The sequence below is a fragment of the Streptomyces sp. NPDC000345 genome (assembly GCF_042898825.1).
GTDB lineage: Bacteria > Actinomycetota > Actinomycetes > Streptomycetales > Streptomycetaceae > Streptomyces.
Map to the genome: position 1 here is coordinate 370,166 of NZ_JBIAZE010000007.1, position 19,760 is coordinate 389,925.

The following is a 19,760-nucleotide window of genomic DNA, read 5'->3' on the forward strand; positions in this document are numbered from 1 at the left end:
TTGTTTCGCACCGACTCGGCGGGCGTCGGCCCCCGCGCTGTCGCACTCCGACGGGCCGGTCGGGCAGCCGGGCGGCCGGAGGGCCAGAGGCGCGTGGTGGGGCGGCGGCCGGGCGTCGGGCCGTCGGGAGCCGTGCGCCCGGGTGTCGCCGCGGGGACAGGAACGATCCTTCCGTGTACGGAAGTTGAACACTGGGCGCGAGGCCCGTGGCCCGCCTCCCGGCGTCCTTACGCTGACGCGCGTGCGAGATCAGCGGCAGGCGGGCTACGACCGCCACGGCAGTCCCCGCGAGCAGTCCCCACGGACGGTCCCGGCACCCCGCGCGGCCGGTCCGAGCGGTCGCCCGAACCCCCTGCTGGGGCTTCAGCAGACCGCGGGCAACGCCGCCACCGTCGCGGCCATGAGCGCGGCGGGGCCGTCCACCGCCCGCAGGCGGTCCCCCGGGGCACAGCTGCCGACCGTGGTCGAGGAGGACGCCCTGCAACTCCCGCCGTATCTGCGGGACATGGAGGCGCCGGGACTGTCCACGGCATACGGGCTCACCGGCCACGAGTTCGTCACCGCGACACTGGCGGGCGTGGTCGGGCACCGCGACGGCGTGGTCGCCGGGATCGCCGCCGAGCTCGCGGGGCGGCCCGAGTCCTTCTACGGGAGCGGGCGGGCCTTCGCCGTCACCGGTGTACGGGGCACGGACCGCTACGACGTCACGGTACGGGTCTCCCCCGCCGACGACGACCGTCCCGGCCTCTTCTCTCCCGAGGGTCCCGACGCCGAGGGCGCCGCCACCAAGGTGGACGTGCAGCACCACACCGCCGCCACGGTCGCCCACGGCACGGGCTCGTCCGCGTCGAAGGGCGCCGCGTTCACCGCGTTCGGGCTGGCGCCCGTGGCGCCCGGCGTCTGGCTCGGCGGGGCGGCGACCGTCAACGCCCAGCCCTTCCAGTCGTCCCGGGACTCCCGCACCCAGCGGAACATGGCGGAGCCGCGCGTGCTGCGCAGCGACAAGGGGTCCGTCGAGGTCCCGCGCCGGGTCCGCTACGGCGTGCGGATCATGAAGGACGGCGAGCGTGCCGCTCGGGAGTCCAGTGGGGCCGGCACCCTCACCATGCGGGTGCCGGTGGAGCATCTGGTGCCGGCCGCCGCCGGGCCGGCGCCCCGGCCGGCTCCGGTGTCCCCCGAGACCGCCCGGGCGGTGTCGCTGGCCGACTCCATGGCCCCGCTCGCGGTCTCGGACACCGCCGCCCCGCACCAGGGCGGGGGCGGACTGTTCGACGCGGTCGCCTCGGCCCTGCACCCGTCGCTGACCTGGCCCGGCGCCCCCGGCCGGGCGCGTCTGTACGAGGCCACCGCCACCGCGACCGTGCTGGAGGACCTGCCGCGGCTGCTGCGGGACGGGGTGGTGGGCGAGGACCTGACCAGCCGGGACGGCACCACCACCGGCACCTACCGGATGCACGCCACGATCACCGGGCTGGCCCCCGGCTGGAGCACCGGCAGGACGCAGCTGCGTACGCACCAGCAGACCCAGCACGCGGTCACGGACACGGCGGGGAAGGGCCGCGGCGGCGCCTTCGGCATCGGCCCCGCGGCGGGGTTCGGTGTCCTGGGCAACGCGGCCGCCGTGCGCGGCACGGTCATGCCGGTGGCCGGGGCGCGGCAGACCCGGTTCAGCGTGGCCGAGCAGACCGTGGCCAGCCGGCAGGGCGCGGAGGTGCGCGGCGACAAGGTGCTCTACCTGGGGACCGTGCTCTTCACCGTCGAGGGCAGCGGGCCCTCGACGCCGCTCACCCGGGCGCGGGGCGGCGGCCGTACGGCGCACCACACGATGCGGGTCTGGATCAGCCTCCGTGCCGACGAGGCCCAGGAGCTGGGGCTGCCGCTGCCGGAGGGCGTGACGGCCGAGGAGTTCGTCAGACGTCCGCAACGGCCCCCGGGGGACACCGAGGGCGAGAGTCGGGGGAAGGGCAAGGGAAAGGGCGGCATCAGGTCCACGGAGGCCGCCGAGGCCGCCGAGGCCGCCGAGGCCGCCGAGGCCGCCGAGGCCGCCGAGGCCGCCGAGCGAGACGCTGCCGGGCGAGACGCTGCCGGGCAAGGGGCCGCCGGGCGGCAGGCGGCCGCAAGCGCGGCCCCCGGACATGTCGTTCGGCATCTGCCCTTCGGCGCGATGGGCTCCAGCGTGGCGATCAGCCGCCTGGACACCGCCCCGATGATGCGGGCCGTGCGGAACCTGTTCGCCACCGATCCCCGGCTCGGCGGCTTTCTGCCCGCCTTCGGGGAGGAGGCGCAGCCGCGCGAGCCGAGCCCGGAGGAGGCCGAGGTCCAGCGGCGCAACTACCGTGAGCTGGTCACCGTCCTGTCGGAGACCAACCTGCGCGTCCACAAGGACCAGTTGCTGTCGACGGGCATCCGGGTCCGGTTGCGCCGCAAGTCCCGTTTCCACACGCACGACGTGCAGCTGAAGGTGACCGGCTCGCTCCGGGAGACCGGCCATCTCGGCGACACCAAGGACTGGCTGGTGCGCAGCCACTCGGGGGTGACCAGCAACCTGCAGAGCGGGCGCGCCAGTTCGCGCAGCGTCGGCGGGACGGCACTCGGTCAGTTCCGGCTGATCCCCGGCGCCCTGACCCTGTCGGCGCGCGCCGAGAAGGGCCGTACGACGACCCGGCGCGGCCAGGCGGGGCCGACGCTGCGCACCGACGTCCTCACCAACGGCTCCGAGGACGCGAGCGTGTTCGGCGGGGCGCTGCGCCTGAACGTCGGTGTCACCATGACGACCCGGCAGCGCAAGGCGGCCCGCTCCCTCACCCCGGGTGCGCCGGGCCGGGACGTACCCACCGCCGAGGAGCTGGCGACACTGCCCCTCGACGCGCAGGACGTACGGCTGCTCACCCCCACCGCCTTCACCTTGGACGACGACGCCAAGCGGCGGCTGGACGCCGGGACCGCAGCGCGCACCGCTCGGCACCGCGACCTACGCACCGAGTTCGCGGCATCGGGGATCGGCGACCTGGCAGGGCTGACCCCACGGCAGATGGGCGGCCGGGGCGTGCGGGAGTGGACGCTGGTGGAGACGGTCGGCGACGGGCAGCCGGTGCGGGACCTGGCGTTCGAGCTGCTGGCGCGGGCGGCCGCCCGCAACAAGGAGGCGCGGGAGGACCGGGCGCTGCAGACGGAGGGGCTGGCGCCGCGGCTCGCGATCGAGGAGCGGTTCGCTCCGCAGGCGGTGACGGCGGCGCTGCGGCAAGCGGTCTCGGCGGGCTGGGTGGTGCGGAACCTGCGGTACGCGCGGCGGCTGGCCGGGCTGAACGGCGCGGTCGGCACCCGGTTCGCGCTGACCGCGCCGCGGATCGTGCACCAGGGCACGGGAGCGGGCACCGAGACCTTCGTCCTGGGCGGGCACCAGGTCACCGGACAGGAGGGCACGAGTCACAGCACCTCGGTGCAGGGCGGCCTGACGGGAGCGGAGAACGGCACCGACTGGCGCATCGCCGAGGGGGTCGCGGCCGGCCGCTCCCTGGGCAGCGGCGACACGACGGCGTCCACGCTCGTCGGCACCGTCGAACGCAACGCGCACACCTCGCGCAAGAGCCCGTTGTACCTGGTCCGCTGCGACCTGGTGGTGCGGATGGTGGCCGAGGTCGCGGTGACCGGCGGCGGTCCGTACGTGGCGCGGGGCGGCCGTACGGTGCCGGCGGCGGTCGGCGTGTGGCTGACCGAGCGCCAGCTGCGGGCGGCGGGACTGAAGGTGCCGGGCGAGGAGGAGCGGGAGGCGTCCGGGCCGGCGAAGGCGGCCGCACCGGGGAAGGCGGCCGGGCCGGCGAAGGGAGCCCAGGAGTCCTCGCGGTCCGCGCCGGCGCCGGCGGCGAGGGCCGAGGAGGAGCGCGCGGAGTCCTCCGGCGGCGCGCCGAAGAGCGGGTCCCTGCTGCCGCCGGCGCCCGTCCCCGCCCTGGCCCAGGCCCTGCCGCTCGGCTTCGGCATGGTCGAGGACCTGCCCGACTTCCTTCCGCTGCTGGAGCGGATCCGCGGCAGGCTGGGCGCGTCGCTCGCCGACGACCTGCTGCCGCGCACCCGGCTGACGGACCGCAACGACAATGTGCAGCGACTGCTGCGGGTGCTGGACCGGGACGGCTCGGCGGGCCTGCTGTCGAGCGCGATGGACGGTGGCGTGGGCGTAGAGCTGTTCGACGGGCGCACGCGGCCGTACCGGGCGGTGTTCAGTGTCCGCAGGACCGGTCGGGGCGGCTACGCCGAGACCGCCTCCGACGGCCGGGACATGGAGTACATCACCTCCGCCGCCGCACAGCGGGCCGCCGCACACGACGAGAGCGACAGCCGGGGTGTCGAGGCGGTCGTCGCCGGTTCCGGGAAACCCGACGGCGGCGCCGGCCCGCTCAAGAGCACCGGCGCGGCGGCCGGCCTCGGCCTCTCGGCGAGCGACTCGCGCCGCTCGGCGAGCGTCGGGCGGGCCCAGCTGGGCGTGAAGACCGTCGCCGAGGCGTCGTCCGCTCCGTCGGCCCGGATGCACCTACCGGTCGAGGCGACCTTGGAGATCTTCTCGGGCAACCGCCGGGTGGCCCTCGCGCGCCTGGACGGCCTGCACCTGACCCATCGTGTCCTGGCCGCCGACCTGCACGCGCTCTCCCGGCTCGCCCCGGTCCCGCCCGAGCAGGCCGGCCGGCGCGCGGTACCCGCCGAGGAGGGCGGCGCCGACCGGCTCGGCCCGTGGCGGCGCGGCGGGCTGCGGCTTCCCATGGAGGCCCAGGTCAACGGCTTCCGGGGGACGCCGAGGGTGCGGCAGGTGGTGGACGAGGCGGTCGAACGGGCGGGCGGGAACGCGCGCTTCCGGACCGGCGGCGAGGCGGCCTTCCATGTGCTGCGCGAGGCCGTCTCGACGGAGTGGCTGATCGCGGCGCTGCCCCTGCTGACCGCCGCGGGCGTGGATCTCCCGCCGGTGCACGCGACCGGTGCCTCCGGCCAGGACCTGCGCACCTCCCTGCACGCCCGGCTGCGGGCGGGACGGGTGCTGGGCGTCGGCGACAAGATGACCTTCGAGACGGTCGCGCAGAGCGGTCTGGAGGCGCCGCGTCCGACGGGTACGGACGGCCAGCAGGCGAACGAGCACGGCAACTCGGCGCGGGGCCTCTTCGGCGCGGGGGTGCTGAACGCCGACGCGTTCCGGTTGAACCAGTTCCTCGGTGTCGTGGACGGCTCCGGCAGTGCCGCCGCCACGGCGGCGAACGCGGCCGGCTCGATGCCGCTGCACAAGCCCAAGTCCGAGTCGGTGCTGGTGCAGTTCACGCTGGACGTGCGGGTGGTGGCGGAGGTGAGCGACCGGGTGCGGCCCGGACGGCGGTCGACGGCCGTGCGGGAGGTGACGCTGCCGGACCCGGTGGTCGTCCGCATGCCGGCACCCGCGGTACGCCGTCTGCTGGCCGACCCGGCGCACCGCGGTCTGCTGCGGGATCCGGAGGACCACCTGAGGCTCCGCGCCCGCCCGGACGGCGCGTGACGGGGCGCCCTCGCGCAGGCCGGTCCGGGTCGCCGGGCGCGTGTCACAACGGCGCGCGCTCCCGCGGTCGTTCGCCGGGTGTCCGGCCCGGGCGTGCGCGGCCGGTCCGGCTGCCGTCGGAAGCGCCGAAGGAGCAGCGGGTCCCCGGTCGCCGCGGTGCTGCCCGGTCGGGGGTACCGGTGCCGTGTGCGGCGGTGGCCGTCTCGCATGGTCGAGGGCGGCCGTCGGTGCGACGCTGGAGGTGAGAGGCGTCCTAGGAGAAGCCGGGAGGACCGATGGGACGCGATGTCCCGGCGCTGGTCTTCACCCGCGAGGACCGCCGCCGCTACCGGATCAAGATGCAGCAGTGCCTGGACGTCCTCGCCCAGATGCTGCGCGAGGACCGGTTCGAGTCCGAGCGACCCCGGGTGGGGCTGGAGATCGAGCTGAATCTCGTCGACGGCGAGGCCGAGCCGGCGATGCGCAACAGCGAGGTGCTGGAGGCGATCGCGGACCCGGCCTGGTCCACCGAGCTGGGTCGGTTCAACCTGGAGATCAATGTGCCGCCCCGTCGTCTGACGGAGGGCGGACCCGATGCCTGGGAGTCCGAGATCCGCGCCGCGCTCAACCACGCCGAGGAGCGCGCGACGACGGCCGACGCCCATCTGATCATGGTCGGTATCCTTCCCACGCTGCGGCAGGAGGACGTCGGCGAGGGGGCCCTGTCGGAGAACGCCCGCTACCGGATGCTCAACGACCAGGTCTTCGCGGCGCGGGGCGAGGATCTGCGGATCGAGATGGACGGCGTGGACCGGCTGCGCACCTACGCCGACACGATCACTCCGGAAGCCGCGTGCACCAGCACCCAGTTCCACCTCCAGGTCTCCCCGGACGAATTCGCCCGGTACTGGAACGCGGCACAGGCCATCGCCGGGGTCCAGGTGGCGCTGGCGGCCAACTCGCCGTTCCTGTTCGGCAAGGAACTGTGGCACGAGACCCGGATCCCGCTGTTCGAGCAGGCCACCGACACCCGCCCGCAGGAGATCAAGGCGCAGGGGGTACGTCCGCGGGTGTGGTTCGGCGAGCGGTGGATCACCAGCGTCTTCGACCTGTTCGAGGAGAACCTGCGCTATTTCCCCGCGCTGCTCCCGCTGTGCGACGAGCAGGACCCCGCACAGACCCTGGACGAGGGCGACATTCCCGAGCTGGGCGAGCTGACCCTGCACAACGGCACCATCTACCGCTGGAACCGGCCGGTCTACGCGGTCGCCCACGACCAGCCCCACGTGCGGGTGGAGAACCGCTGTCTGCCGGCGGGACCGACCGTCGCCGACACCCTCGCGAACGGCGCCTTCTACTACGGGCTCACCCGCGCCCTGGTCGAGCAGGAGCGGCCGGTGTGGTCGCGGATGTCCTTCCAGGCCGCCGAGGACAATCTGCACGCCGCCGCACGCTTCGGCATCGACGCGCCCCTGTACTGGCCGGGCATGGGCGAGGTGCCGGTCCCCGAACTCGTCCTGCGGCGTCTGCTGCCGCTCGCGCACCACGGGCTGGAGCAGTCGGGCATGGACGCGACGTGGCGGGAGCCGCTGCTCGGGGTCATCGAGCAGCGGTGCGTGACCGCCCGGAACGGGGCGGTCTGGCAGAAGGAGATGTTCCATCACATCAGCGCCGCCGATCACACGGACCGCCATGAGGCGTTGCGGCGTATGACCCGGCAGTACATCGACTACATGCATCTCAACGCGCCCGTCCACACCTGGCCGGTCGACTGATCCGGGCGCTTCTCGCTGACCGGCCGTCAGCACGGTCGCCGGCGTCCCGTGCGGGCCGGGGCGGCCGGGTGCGCGGGGCCCGGCTCGCGGGGCGGGTGCCGCGGGGTGACCATGGAGTGGGACCAGGCCGGGGGGGGCAGGCGCTGGGAGGCACCCGTGGCGCACACGCCGACCACCGAGGTACTGATCGCGGGAGCGGGCCCGGTCGGGCTGAGTGCCGCCGCCGAGCTGCGGCGGCACGGGGTGCGCTGCCGGCTCGTCGACCGGCTGCCGGCGCGGCTGCCGTACGCGAAGGCGGTCGGCCTCCAACCGCGCACCCTGGAGATCTGGGACCGGATCGGGCTCGCCCGTGCCGTGCTGGAGTGCGCCGCCGTGCTGCGCGGCCAGCTGGTCTACGTCAACGGGCGGGAGACGGCGCGTCTGGACCTGGTGCTGCCGCCCGAGGTGCCGTACGGCTTCGCCGCGTTGCCGCAGTACGAGACCGAGCGGCTGCTGGAGGACCACCTCGCCGGACTGGGCACGGTGATCGAGCGCGGCACCGAGCTGCTGTCGTTCACGCAGGACCCGGACGGGGTCACCGCCCGGCTGCGGACCGCCGCGGGTGCGGAGGAGGAGGTGCGTGCGGGGTATCTCGTCGGCTGCGACGGGGCGCACAGCGTGGTCCGCAAGGGGCTGGGGCTCGCTTTCGCGGGGGACGCCTTCGCCGAGGAGTACATGCTGGGTGACGTCGAGGCGGACTGGGATCTGCCGCACGGGTACGGCATACGGTCCAGTCATCGCACCGCCGACGGTGTCACCGACGACGCGCTGGTGTGCGTCCCGCTGCCCGGCTCCGGCCGTTACCGCATGTCGATGCTGGTCCCGCCCGAGCTGTCCACGCGGACGGCCGGCCAGGGGGCCGGGCCCGGCGGCGACGGTGTGGCGCACGGTCTGGAGGGCGGGCGTGCCCCGGAGCTGTCCCATCTGCAGGCCGTGGTCGACCGGCTCGCCCCGAAGCCGGCCCTCCTGTCCCGGCTGCGGTGGTCCTCCGTGTTCCGGATCAGTCATCGCATCGTGGACCGCTACGGCGACGGACGGGTCTTCGTCGCGGGCGACGCCGCCCACATCCACCCGCCCACGGGCGCCCAGGGCATGAACACGGGCATCCAGGACGCCTGGAACCTGGCCTGGAAGCTCGCCCTCGTGGTGCGCGGGAATGCGGGGCCCGGGCTGCTGGAGACGTACGACGCGGAGCGCCGGCCGGTCGGTGAGGAGGTCGTCGGGCGGACCGTGCGGCACGCCCGGGGCGGTTTCGAGGCCGACCCCGACGACGCGCGGACCGTCATGCTGCGGGAGGCCCAGCTCCTGGTCGGCTACCGGCACGGCCCGCTCGCCGGGCGCCCGTCCGGGCCCGCGGACGCGCCCCAGCCGGGCGACCGGGCGCCGGACTGCACGGGGCTGACGCTCACCGCGGCGGCCTGCCCGCTGCGTCTGCTCGACGTTCTGCGCGGCCGCGCCGGGCACGTGGTGCTCCTGTACGCGGCCCACCTCGACGACCTCGCCGGGGCGGCCGGCGCCGCCGAGGCCGTCGTGGGGACACCGGCAGCCGGCGGCCAGGGGCCGGGCGGTCCCGGGCGGTCCGCCCCGGGCCTGACGGAGTCCCCCGCCCTGCCCGGCACGGCGATCGTCGCCGTCCTGGCCCGGGAGGCCGCCGCGGCCGCCCCCGACACCCTCGCCGTCCCCGCGTACCGCGACGCGGCCGGGGAGTTCGCCCGCCTCTACCGGCCCGACGGCCCGACCGGCTTCGTCGTCCGTCCGGACGGGTACCTCGGCTCACGCTTCCCGCTCGCCGACGCCGCCGCCGCGCTGTCCGACCAGCTCGCCGCCCTCTCCGTGCGGACGGCGGTGCCCATGCGCTGACCTGGCGCGGGTCCTTGCGCCCGGTGGTCGTGTCCCGCTCCCCGCGGAAACAATGTTGTGCAGTTTCTTGACGAGAGTAATCACAGAGCCTAACTTCGCGGTGTCCTTCCCCCCCGGTCAAGGGAGACCGCGATGTCCCCGTCCCCCGTCGCTGCACCGTCCACCTCCCCCGAACAGGCCCGGCAACTGCGGAGGGTCGCCCTCTCCGGGCTGCTCGGCACCGCCGTGGAGTTCTACGACTTCCTCGTGTACGGCACGGTCGCCGCCCTCGTCTTCGGAGAACTGTTCTTCCCCGGCGCCGACCCGGCCGTCGGCACCATCGCCGCGTTCGGCACCTTCGCCGCCGGTTACGTCGCCCGCCCGCTCGGCGGCATCCTCTTCGGGCACTTCGGCGACCGGCTCGGCCGCAAGTCGATGCTGCTGCTCACGATGGGTCTGATGGGCGGTGCCAGCTTCCTCATCGGCCTGTTGCCCACGTACGACACCATCGGCGTGTGGGCGCCGGTCCTGCTGATCACCCTGCGGGTCCTGCAGGGCATCGCCATCGGCGGTGAATGGGGCGGGGCTACGCTGATGGTCGTCGAGCACGCCGGGGAGCGGCGGCGCGGCCTGTGGTCGAGCTTCACGCAGATGGGAGCTCCGCTCGGCTCCCTCGTCTCCGCCGCCGTCGTCGCCTTCGTCGTCGCCCTTCCCCGGGACGAGTTCACGGCGTGGGGCTGGCGTGTGCCGTTCCTGCTGAGCGTGCTGCTGCTCGGCGTGGGCCTGTTCGTGCGGCTCCGGGTGGTGGAGAGTCCGCTCTTCGCCGAGGTGAAGAAGGAGCGCACCGAGGCGCGGCTGCCGATCCTCGACGTGCTGCGGCACCCGCGTCCCGTGCTGCTCGCCTGCTGTGTCGGCATCGGCGCCTTCACCGCCCAGTCGCTGCTGACCAGCTATCTGATCGCCTACGCCACGGGCATCGGCTACGCCCGGCCGCAGGTGCTGACGGCCCTCACGGTGTCCGCCGCCGTCGCCCTGGTCGTGCTGCCCTGTGTCTCCGCGCTGTCCGACCGGGTCGGCCGCCGCCCGGTCGTGCTGGCCGGCGCCCTCGCCTCCGCGGCTCTCGCCTTCCCCGTCCTCGCCCTGGTGGACTCGAAGTCGCCGGGCCTGCTGATCCTCGCGGTCGTCCTCGGCCACGGCATCGCCCAGTCCACGATGTACGGGCCGCTGGGCGCCCTGTTCAGCGAGATGTTCGGCACCCGGGTCCGCTACACCGGCGCCTCCCTCGGCTACCAGGGCGCCACGCTGATCGGCGCCGGCTTCTCCCCCATGATCGCCGGCAGCCTGGTCGCCGGCAGCCACAGCAGCACCCCCGTCGCCCTGCTGCTCTGCGGCGGCTCCCTCATCACCGCGCTGACCGTGTGCTTCGTGCGCGAGACCAGCCGGGCGTCCCTCGCCGGCACCACGCAACGCCCGGCCGTCCCGCACACCCAGGAGGTCTCCGCGTGACGCGCACGCAAGGCGCCCGCACCGGCGGCCACCGGCGGGCAACGGTCACCGCATCCCCCGACTCCCTTCCGGTGGCGGCCGGTTCCCCTGTGCCCGACCGCTCCCGCGTGCAGCGCCCCGCGCCGTGCCCGCGGCCCCACGCCTTTGCCCGCCCCTCCGACGGCCAGTGACCTGGCACGACCGCCCGCCGCGCCGCCGGCGGGCGGTCGTACGCTTGCTCCCGTGGCGGACGACGACTTCCTGGACTCCTCGGACGGCGACACCCCGGACGGCCCGCAGCCGCGCCCGCAGTCGCTCATGCTGGCCTTCTTCGGCAACCACGTGCTGGACGAGGGGGAGCTGTGCGTGTACTCGGGCAGCATCATCGACGTCCTCGGCCGGGCCGGGGTCGGTGAGCAGGCCGTCCGGTCCACGCTGACCCGGATGGTCAACCGGGGTCTGCTGCGGCGCCAGCGGGAGGGCCGCAGGATGTACTTCGGGCTGACACCGCAGGCGACGCGCATCCTCGACGGCGGCCGCACCCGGATCTGGACGCAGGGCGCCGTCAACGACGACTGGGACGGCTCCTGGACACTGCTGGGCTTCTCCCTCCCCGACTCCTGGAAGCGTCAGCGCCACGACCTGCGTTCACGGCTGACCTGGTCCGGGTTCGGCGCGCTGTACAGCGGGCTGTGGATCGCCCCGGGGGACGTCGACGTCTCCGCCGTCGTCTCGGAGCTGGGGCTCGCCGACCACGTCAAGATCTTCCACGCCCGGGCCGACCAGGCCACGGACATCGAGCTGATGATCCGTGACACCTGGGACCTGGAGAGCATCGCCGCCCGGTACGTCACCTTCGACAAGCGCTGGACCGCCCACCTGGGCGGCGGCTCCGGGGACGATCCGATCGGGACCCGGCTGCGGCTGGTCAGCGAGTGGCTGGGGACCATCCGCACCGACCCCCGCCTCCCCGCCCGGCACCTGCCTCCCGCCTGGCCGGCCCGCGCCGCCCAGGAGACCTTCCGGCAGGTCGCGCGGCAGACCGAGGCTCCCGCGCTGCGCATGGCCCGCGACCTGCTGGAGACCGCACCCTTGCGATAGGGCCCGTCCGGCGGACCGTGCCGGACGGGCCCTGGGCGGCCCCCGCACCGCTCCTCGTCCGGCGACGGCCTCCGCCCCCCTCACTCCCGTGCCGGAAGACCGTCCAGGCCGGTGTCACGCATGACGCGGTCGACGGTCTCGGTGAGGGTGCTGTCGGCTCCGATGACGGTCTCGACGCCACCGGGCAGCAGATCGAGCTCCCGGTACCAGTCGCGCAGAGCGCTCTCGCCGACCTCGTGCGCGATCGGCTTGGTCCGGTGCCGGGCGAGGGTCTCCTCCCACGGCACGTGCAGGTAGTAGGCGTGGGTGGGGCCGCGGTGGTCGCCGCGCAGCCGGGCGAGCATGTCTCCGTAGCGGTCGGCGTACAGGATGCCTTCGAGTACGACGTGGTAGCCGGCGTCGAGGGCGTAGCGGGCCACGGTGTCGATGAGGCCGATGTTCGCCGCGCCCGGCCGGTCCCGCTCCCTCAGGACGGTCCGGCGGAGGTTGTCCTGGCCCACCAGGGCCAGCCCGCGTCCGAACCTTTCGCGGAGAGCGGCCGCGACCGAGGACTTCCCGGAGGCCGAGTTGCCGCGCAGCACGACGAGCCGGGTGTGTTCGGTGCCCACTGTCATCCCGGGCACACTACCGGCGGGCAGAAGGGGCGCCGGTGCTGTTCGAACCCACAGGAAACATGAACTGGTGTACGTAAACGGGTCGTTGGGACGTAAGTTGTGCGGTGACTGATCCACTCCTCGATGGGAAGACGGACGCTCCTCATGACCGACCACGTGACCACCCCCGGAGCGGCGGGGCACCAGAAGATCGACACATCCGTGCCGCACTCGGCCCGGATCTGGAACTACTGGCTGGGCGGGAAGGACAACTACCCCGTCGACGAGGAGGCCGGCGACGCGTACACGGCCGTGTTCCCCGGCATCGTGACCATCGCCCGCAGCAGCCGGGCCTTCCTGCAGCGCAACATCACCTACCTGGTGGCCGAGGCGGGCATCCGCCAGTTCCTGGACGTCGGGACCGGTCTGCCGACCGCCGACAACACCCACGAGGTCGCGCAGCGGATCGCCCCCGAGACCCGGATCGTGTACGTCGACAACGACCCGATGGTGCTGGCGCACGCCCGTGCCCTGCTCTACTCCTCCCCGGAGGGCGCGACCGCCTACGTCGACGCCGATGTGCTCGACCCGGACCGGATCCTGGCGGCCGCCGCCGAGACCCTGGACTTCAGCCGGCCCACCGCCCTCATCCTCAGCAACATCCTGGGCCACATCGGCGACTACGACCAGGCGCGCTCCGTCGTCGACCGGCTGATGGGCGCCCTGCCGTCCGGCAGCTACCTGTCCGTCAACGACGGTTCGCTGGGGATCGACCCCGTCTTCGAGCAGGCCCAGGAGGCCTACAACGCGAGCGGAGCCGTCCCCTACAACCTCCGTACGGCCGAGCAGATCACGTCCTTCTTCGACGGGCTGGAGCTGCTCGAGCCGGGCGTGGTGTCGGTCACCCAGTGGCGCCCGGACGTCTCCTCCCCCGCCCCCGTGGTCATCGCGGAACACGGCGGTCTCGCCCGCAAGCCGTAGCGGGAACCCGGTGCGCCGGTCCCCGTGAAGAAGCGGGAGCCGGCGCAGCGGCCGCTACTCCCCGGTGCCGAGGTAGTCGGCGACCGTCGCGGCGAACTCGTCCGGGGTGGCGAGGCGGATGCCGAGGGTCTCGGCCTTGGTCCGCTTGGAGCCGGCGCCCTCTCCGGCGACGACCAGCGCGGTCTTCTTGGAGACGCTGGAGGAGGCGCGGCCGCCCGCGCGTTCGATGAGCTCGTTCATCTGGTTGCGGCTGAGCTTCTCCAGCGGGCCCGTCATCGCGCCCGTGACCACCACCGCCATGCCGGCGAGCGGACCGGCGGCGGGCTCGGGAGCCGCGCCGTCGGTGCCGGCCGCGGTGTCCTCGGCGGGCGGCGGGGTGGCGCCCGGCTCCGTCATGTTGACGCCGGCCGCGACGAGTTTGTCGATGAGCGGGGCCAGGTCGGCGAGTTCGGCGACGATGGACGGCGCCTTCTCGGTGCCGATGCCCTCAACCCGCTGGACCGCTTCGGCGTCGGCCGCGCGCAGGGCGTCCATCGTCGCGAAGTGCCGGGCAATGCGGCGGGACATGGAGCGGCCGGTGCCGCGGACGCCGAGTGCGCACAGGACGCGCGACAGGGGCCGGCCCTTGGCTCTGGTGAGGGCGGCGAGCAGGTTGTCGGTGCTGGTCTCCCCCATCCGCTCCAGGCCGAGGAGCTGGTCGCGGGTGAGAGTGAACAGGTCGGCGAGATCGGCGACCAGGCCGGCCTCGACGAGCTGCACCACACGGGTGTGGCCGAGGCCTTCGATGTCGAGCTGGTCGCGGCCGGCGGCGTAGGACAGGGAGGCGACGAGATGGCAGTTGCGGCCGTTCTCGCAGCGCCAGCGCTGCTCGCTGCTGTCGATGCCGGAGCCGCACCGGGGGCAGGACGCCGGGAAGGCGATGGGCTGTTCGTCGCCGGTGCGCAGATGGGCAACGGGGGCTTCGATGCGGGGGATGACGTCACCGGCCCGGTGGACCATGACGTGGTCGCCCAGGCGCAGGTCGCGGCGGGTGATGTCGGCGGGGTTGTGGAGGGTGGCGTAGGTGATGGTGGAGCCGTCGATCTCGACCGGTTCGAGGACGCCGCGCGGGGCGATGATGCCGGTCCGGCCCACGTTCCACTCGACCGCGATCAGCCGGGTGATCTTCTCCACGGCCGGCAGCTTGTAGGCGATCGCCCAGCGCGGGGCGCGTGAGCCCGAGCCGGCGGCCCGCTGGTCGGCGGCCAGGTCGGCCTTGACGACGATCCCGTCGATGCCGAACGGCAGCCGGGCGCGCAGGGCGGCGATCTCCTGGACGCGGGCCAGGACCTCCTCGGCGGTCCCGGCCGTGGTGCCGGGCACGGCGGTGGTGGCGGTGGTGTTCACGCCGTAGGCGCCGGCGAGCGTCATCAGATCGCTGTGCGCGCCGTCCGCGAGGGTTTCGGCGAGGGCGGGTTCGGTGGCGGGCAGGGGCAGCAGTCCGTAGCCGAAGAACGTCATGGGGACCGTGTAGGCGCGGTCCTTGGCGCGCAGGGTGCCCGCGGCGGCGTTGCGGGGGTTCGCGAACGGCTGTCCGCCGTGCGCGGTGCGCACCTCGTTGGCGTGCTCGAACTGGGCGGTGGTCATGAGGACTTCGCCGCGCACCTCCACCGTGACCGGTTCGGTCAGCCGGTCCGGGAGGCCCTCTATCGTGCCCGTCGCGTGCGAGACGTCCTCCCCGGCCGTCCCGTCGCCCCGCGTGATCAGCCGGGTCAGGCGGCCCTCGGTGTAGCGGGCGGCGATCGCGAGACCGTCGAGTTTCGGCTCCACGCTGTAGCGGGTGACGTCGTGTCCGACGCGCCGGGCCAGTGAGGCGGTCCACGCGGTGAACTCCTGCGGCGAGAACACGTTGTCCAGGCTCAGCATCGCCACCGTGTGGGGCACGTCCCCCTCCGCGGCGCCGCCGGCCACCTTCCCGGTCGGCGTTGCGGGCAGCACGTCCTCGGGGTGAGCGGTCTCCCACTCGGCGATGGAGCGCACCAGGCGGTCGTAGGCGTCGTCGTCCAGCACCGATGTGCCGCCCGCGTAGTAGGCGGCGGCCGCCCGCACCGCGTCCTCGACCGCCTGCGCGTAGGCCACGGCGTCCACAATCACTGCACCAGGTGTCGTCATGTCCCTCATCCTGCCTGGCACCACTGACAATGCCCCTGCGCGCGGGGAGGGGCGCCGCACCGTCGTCCGGTCCGACCGGGCAGGGTGGGCGGGTGGACAACTCCGGGCCGGTGGAAGAGAACCGCGCTGCCGAGTGGTACGGCCGCCCGAGGATGCGCACCGACGACCTGGGCCCGGCGGGCCGGCTGACCCGCCGCACGCCGGGACACGGCGCCTTCGGCACGGTGGCGGGGGTCGCCGCGCCGGGCTTCGCGGAGCGGAGGGGCACCGGCTGATCGGCTGGGACCGCGACAGCCACGACGCGTCCGAGTACGGTCTGCCCGGCGTCTGGGACGAGCATCCCGCGGAGGGACCGGCCCCGCCGGAGGTGAGGCCCGCCCTCCCGGCAGCACGCGGTCGCCGGGCGCTGCTGGTTCGGACCCAGGGGCCGGGTCCCTCAGGCCACGCGGCGCAGCCGGGCCCGCACCGGGCGCACGGGCACGGGCGCGAGCCGCGAGGCCGCGGCCGGGACACGCACCGGCCGGACCCGGTACACCGTCCTGGAGGGGTCGGTGACGGGGTCGCCCAAGGCTATCCGGCCCGTCTCCTTCAACTGGTCGCACACGGCGGTGGGCAGGGCCACGTAGCAGCCGCCTCTGCCGGTGACCGAGTCCAGCGGCCGCCAATAGCTGTACCGGCGGCGCCCGTTCGCGTGCACGGTGACGTACACGGCGTGGCGTGCGTCGCAGATGATCCGCAGGACGTCGGCTTCGACGTGGGTCAGCGAGGCGTTGCGGGGTGGCTGGTCGGCGGCGAGCGGCATCGGCGGTGACCTCTTTCAGGGACGACGGCACATGACCGCCTACCCCGTGCGGGCGTAGTTGATCTCTATGCGGCACATTCTTCAACAGACCACTGACATTCCCCCAAGGGTTTCCCCTCAGCCGGTCGTGTCGTCGGGCCGGCACGCCGGATAGAACGGGGCCAGGCCGGTGTGCGGGAGCCTTTCCGGGCTGCCGTGGTCCGTGTCCTCCACGGTGAACTCGCCGGTGTCCGGACCGAGTCCGCGGGCGGATTCGCCGAGACGGGCCTGGGTCGCGTAGGTGCCGTCGCCGGTGTAGGTGTACGCCGCCAGGTCGGGGTGGCGGTCGTGGTCGTAGTCGGCGACGGCGATGTTCCGGGTGGGCCCCAGGTCGAGCCGGACGGTCTTCTGGCCCCGGCCGGTGTTGGAGAACGGACCGAGTCTCAGCTCGGCGAGCTCGGGGGGAACGGGGTCGTCCCCGGCCTGGTTCCGTCCCGCGACGACGACCAGGTCGCTCCACCCGTCGCGGTCGAAGTCGGCCACGGCGACCCGTACGTAGTTCTGGTGCTCCCCGGCGTGGTCGGCCAGGGCACGGGGCCCGGCCTTGTTCTCGTGGGCCGAGCCGGCGGCGAAGGTGATGGTCAGGTCGACGCCCTGGCCCGTCGGGTCGGCGACGCGGTCCGCACGGCCGTCGTCGTCGAGGTCGGCGATCAGTTCGCCGTGCGCCGTCACACAGGCCCTGACCGCGGACGGCCCGTCCGGCGGCAGGGGCGGTGAGCCCAGTTCCTCCTCGCAGCCGGCGCAGAGCAGGAGGCCGAGCCCGACGAGGACAGCGGCGTTCCTGCGCCGTCTTCCGCTCTCGGTCAGGGGCGGCAAGCCGTGTGCCACGGAGATCATGGCGCCCCACTATCGCACAGGGGTTCGCCGCCGATCGGGTGCCATTGCCTCGGCCGCTGCAACCGCGACGGCCGAAAACGTGTCTCAGGAGCCGTGACCCGACGCTCCTGGGGGTCACACGGGCGCGGGCGCGCCGAGGCAAGGGGGGATGGCGATGAGCACATGGGCGGTACCGGGGTACTCCGAGTCGCTCGAACTCGGTGCCGGGGCCAGTGGGCGGGTGGTGCTCGCCGTGCACGAGCCGACCGGTCTGCCGGTGGCGGTGAAGTACCTCAGTGAGTCGCTCAGGACACGACCGGGCTTCGTCCGCGGCTTCCGCGCCGAGGCGGAGCTGCTGGGCGGTCTGGACAGCCCGCACGTGGCGGGCTTCTACGAGTACGTGGAGGCGACGGAGGGCGCCGCCATCGTGATGGAACTGGTGGACGGCGTGTCCCTGCGCACGCTGCTCGCCCGGCAGGGCCCCCTGTCGCCGGAGTCGGCGCTGACCGTGCTGAAGGGTTCGCTGCTCGGTCTGGCCGACGCGCACCGGGCCGGTGTGGTCCACCGCGACTACAAACCGGCGAACGTCCTGGTCACGCCGGACGGCGTGTCCAAGCTCGTCGACTTCGGCATCGCGGTGGACGCCGGTCTCAGCGCGGGCGTGGCGGGCACGCCGGCCTACATGGCTCCGGAGCAGTGGACCGGTGCGCCCGCCTCTCCCACCGGGGACGTGTACGCGGCCACCGCCACGTTCTTCGAGTGCCTGACGGGCCGTAAGCCCTACCCGGGCGACAACATGGCCCAGTTGGCGCTGCAGCACGCGGAGGAGCCCGTCCCGGCCGAGGAGGTGCCCGAGGCCGTGCGCGCGCTGGTCCGGCGGGGGCTGGCCAAGACGGCGGCGGAGCGCCCCTCGGACGCGGCGGCCTTCGTGGCGGACCTGGAGCGGGCCGCCCTGGCGCACTACGGCGAGGACTGGGAGGAGCGCGGCCGGGGCCGGCTGGCCGCCGCCGTGGCGCTGCTGCTCTTCCTGCTCCCCTCCGGGCGCACGGCGTCCGGGGCCACCACCGACGAGGCACGGACCGTGCTCGGCCGGGACGCCACCCCCGGACGGCTGCACGCGTGGCGGCCCACCTGGCCGGGAGTGGCCGCGGCGACCGCCGCCGTGCTGGCCGCGCTCCTGCTGGGCCAGGGCGTCGGGCAGGGGGCGGGAGCCCAGTCCCGGCAGGAGACGCAGGCCCTGGCCACCACCAGTCCCACGCCGCCGGGCGGCGCCGGCCCGCTGCCGTCGGCCTCGGCGTCACCCACCCCGTCGGAGAGCACCGGCTCCCCGTCGCCCAGCGCCTCGCCCTCCGGTTCCGAGGGCGGCGAGCCCAGTTCGTCGCCGTCGGGCACCACCGACCCGGCGACCTCACCGGGTGCCTCGCCGAGCGACTCCACCCCACCGGCCTCGCCCAGTGCGTCGACGAGCGCGTCGGAGTCCCCCGCCGTCTCCACCGCCGTCAAGGACGTCACGGTGTCCGGTTTCCGGCAGACGGGCCCCGCCACGGCCAGCACCACGGTCACGGTCACCACGGACGGCACGGGCCCCGTCTCCGTCACCCTCGCCTGGTTCACCGGAGACACCGCCGGGCAGGCCGGGGCCGCGGACGGGGCGCCCGTCTCGTACCGGCGCGGCGGCGCCACGCAGTACACGCTGACCGTCGACCACACCTTCCAGGGAACGGGCTGCTACTGGACCGTGCAGGCCTCCACCAGCCCCGCCGCCGCGGACGGCGGCGCGTCCCAGCAGCTCCTCACCCGGCGGTGCGACATCCGATGACCACCCCTCACGACCACCGGCCCGCGCCCGGCGAGACGGCAGACCCTGTGCCCCTGGAGAGAACCAGGGTCGAGGACCAGGACGACTACAGCGCCACCGTGCTGGGCAGTCACTGGATCCAGCGCCCCGACGACGACACGGCGGCCCTGAGCCCCCACGGCGACCAGGCCCCGACGGCGCTGGGCCCGCCCGGCGACCAGGCTGCGACGGTGGTGAGCCCGGACGGCGACCCGGCCACGACGGCGCTGGGCCCGCGCACCTGCGACGGCACGACGCCGGTGCGTCCGGGCGACGGCCCGCCCGCCCCTGGTCCCGGCGACGGGACGGTCCTGCGCTTCGGCCCGGGCGTCACCGCCGCGCGGGGCCTCACCGCGGCCCTCCCGTCCGGGACCCACACGGTGCCGCACGTCCCCGCCGCGCCCGCGCCCGCCGGGCACCGCCGCCTGCGCCGGCACGCGCTGCCGGCCCTCGTGCTGATCGCCGCGCTCGTGTTCCTGCTGTGGAGAGACGCCGCACCCGGCCTCTCGGTGCGCGAGGTCACGGTGGCGGCCGCCCAGGACAGCACCGGCTGCGACGGCACCGCGGACGTCGTCGGTGTGGTCCGCACCGACGGCCGCGCGGGTGAGCTGTCCTACCGCTGGGTCCGCAACGACGGCACCGCCTCCGACGTCCTGCACGCGACGGTGGCCGAGGGCCGGCGGGTGGTGCGGCTGCATCTGCTGTGGACCTTCCAGGGGCAGGGCAGTTACGCCGCCGCGGCGGAGCTGCGTGTGCTGTCCCCGGGCGGTGGGACGGCGAGGACCGCGTTCACGTACGACTGCTCCTGATCTCC

General features: G+C 74.4%; 13 protein-coding genes. 9 read left to right on the top strand and 4 right to left on the bottom strand.

What is annotated here, in order from left to right; translation table 11 throughout:
- Window positions 1-241: 241 nt before the first annotated feature.
- The 5 genes from ACFY30_RS19650 to ACFY30_RS19670 all read left to right on the top strand — a co-directional run bounded on the left by ACFY30_RS19650 (window position 242) and on the right by ACFY30_RS19670 (window position 11,727).
- On the top strand, window positions 242-5,509 hold the full coding sequence (locus tag ACFY30_RS19650) for a hypothetical protein (protein WP_390846427.1): 5,268 nt from the start codon (window positions 242-244) through the stop codon (window positions 5,507-5,509).
- A gap of 275 nt (window positions 5,510-5,784) precedes the next feature.
- The gene (locus ACFY30_RS19655; protein ID WP_390846428.1) at window positions 5,785-7,263 is read left to right on the top strand and encodes a glutamate-cysteine ligase family protein; all 1,479 of its coding nucleotides are present in this window, start codon (window positions 5,785-5,787) and stop codon (window positions 7,261-7,263) included.
- A 156-nt stretch (window positions 7,264-7,419) separates the two neighbouring features.
- Entirely contained in the window at window positions 7,420-9,162 is a 1,743-nt protein-coding gene (locus ACFY30_RS19660) for an FAD-dependent monooxygenase (protein ID WP_390846430.1), read from the top strand.
- Between the two features lie 132 nt (window positions 9,163-9,294).
- Window positions 9,295-10,647, top strand: coding sequence for an MFS transporter (locus ACFY30_RS19665; RefSeq protein WP_390846431.1), 1,353 nt, complete (start codon window positions 9,295-9,297; stop codon window positions 10,645-10,647).
- A 222-nt stretch (window positions 10,648-10,869) separates the two neighbouring features.
- Window positions 10,870-11,727, top strand: coding sequence for a PaaX family transcriptional regulator C-terminal domain-containing protein (locus ACFY30_RS19670; protein ID WP_390846432.1), 858 nt, complete (start codon window positions 10,870-10,872; stop codon window positions 11,725-11,727).
- 80 nt (window positions 11,728-11,807) lie between these two features.
- Here the strand turns inward: ACFY30_RS19670 and ACFY30_RS19675 are convergent, their stop codons facing one another.
- Complete coding sequence (locus ACFY30_RS19675) at window positions 11,808-12,341, bottom strand: AAA family ATPase (RefSeq protein ID WP_390846433.1); 534 nt, start codon at window positions 12,339-12,341, stop codon at window positions 11,808-11,810.
- Between the two features lie 144 nt (window positions 12,342-12,485).
- Between ACFY30_RS19675 and ACFY30_RS19680 the strand changes: the two genes are divergently transcribed.
- Window positions 12,486-13,301 (top strand): SAM-dependent methyltransferase, encoded by an 816-nt coding sequence (locus ACFY30_RS19680; protein ID WP_390846434.1) that lies wholly within the window; start codon window positions 12,486-12,488, stop codon window positions 13,299-13,301.
- Window positions 13,302-13,355: 54 nt separating this feature from the next.
- Here the strand turns inward: ACFY30_RS19680 and ligA are convergent, their stop codons facing one another.
- Complete coding sequence (gene ligA / locus ACFY30_RS19685; protein ID WP_390846435.1) at window positions 13,356-15,461, bottom strand: NAD-dependent DNA ligase LigA; 2,106 nt, start codon at window positions 15,459-15,461, stop codon at window positions 13,356-13,358.
- Between the two features lie 83 nt (window positions 15,462-15,544).
- On the opposite strand from ligA, the gene ACFY30_RS19690 reads away from it, so the two are divergent.
- Window positions 15,545-15,727 carry a hypothetical protein gene (locus tag ACFY30_RS19690; protein WP_390846436.1) on the top strand — a complete coding sequence of 61 codons (183 nt, stop codon included), beginning with the start codon at window positions 15,545-15,547 and terminating at the stop codon, window positions 15,725-15,727.
- 161 nt (window positions 15,728-15,888) lie between these two features.
- Here ACFY30_RS19690 and ACFY30_RS19695 read toward each other — a convergent pair whose 3' ends face one another.
- Both ACFY30_RS19695 and ACFY30_RS19700 read right to left on the bottom strand, forming a co-directional pair.
- Complete coding sequence (locus ACFY30_RS19695) at window positions 15,889-16,254, bottom strand: hypothetical protein (RefSeq protein WP_390846437.1); 366 nt, start codon at window positions 16,252-16,254, stop codon at window positions 15,889-15,891.
- Between the two features lie 117 nt (window positions 16,255-16,371).
- Window positions 16,372-17,130 (bottom strand): FG-GAP repeat domain-containing protein, encoded by a 759-nt coding sequence (locus ACFY30_RS19700; RefSeq protein WP_390846438.1) that lies wholly within the window; start codon window positions 17,128-17,130, stop codon window positions 16,372-16,374.
- A gap of 154 nt (window positions 17,131-17,284) precedes the next feature.
- On the opposite strand from ACFY30_RS19700, the gene ACFY30_RS19705 reads away from it, so the two are divergent.
- Both ACFY30_RS19705 and ACFY30_RS19710 read left to right on the top strand, forming a co-directional pair.
- Window positions 17,285-18,928, top strand: a complete 1,644-nt coding sequence (locus ACFY30_RS19705) for a serine/threonine-protein kinase (protein WP_390846439.1) — start codon at window positions 17,285-17,287, stop codon at window positions 18,926-18,928.
- Window positions 18,925-19,755: a hypothetical protein gene (locus ACFY30_RS19710; protein ID WP_390846440.1), complete on the top strand. Its 831-nt coding sequence runs from the start codon at window positions 18,925-18,927 to the stop codon at window positions 19,753-19,755. Before ACFY30_RS19705 ends, ACFY30_RS19710 begins: the two co-directional genes overlap by 4 nt.
- Window positions 19,756-19,760 lie beyond the last annotated feature (5 nt).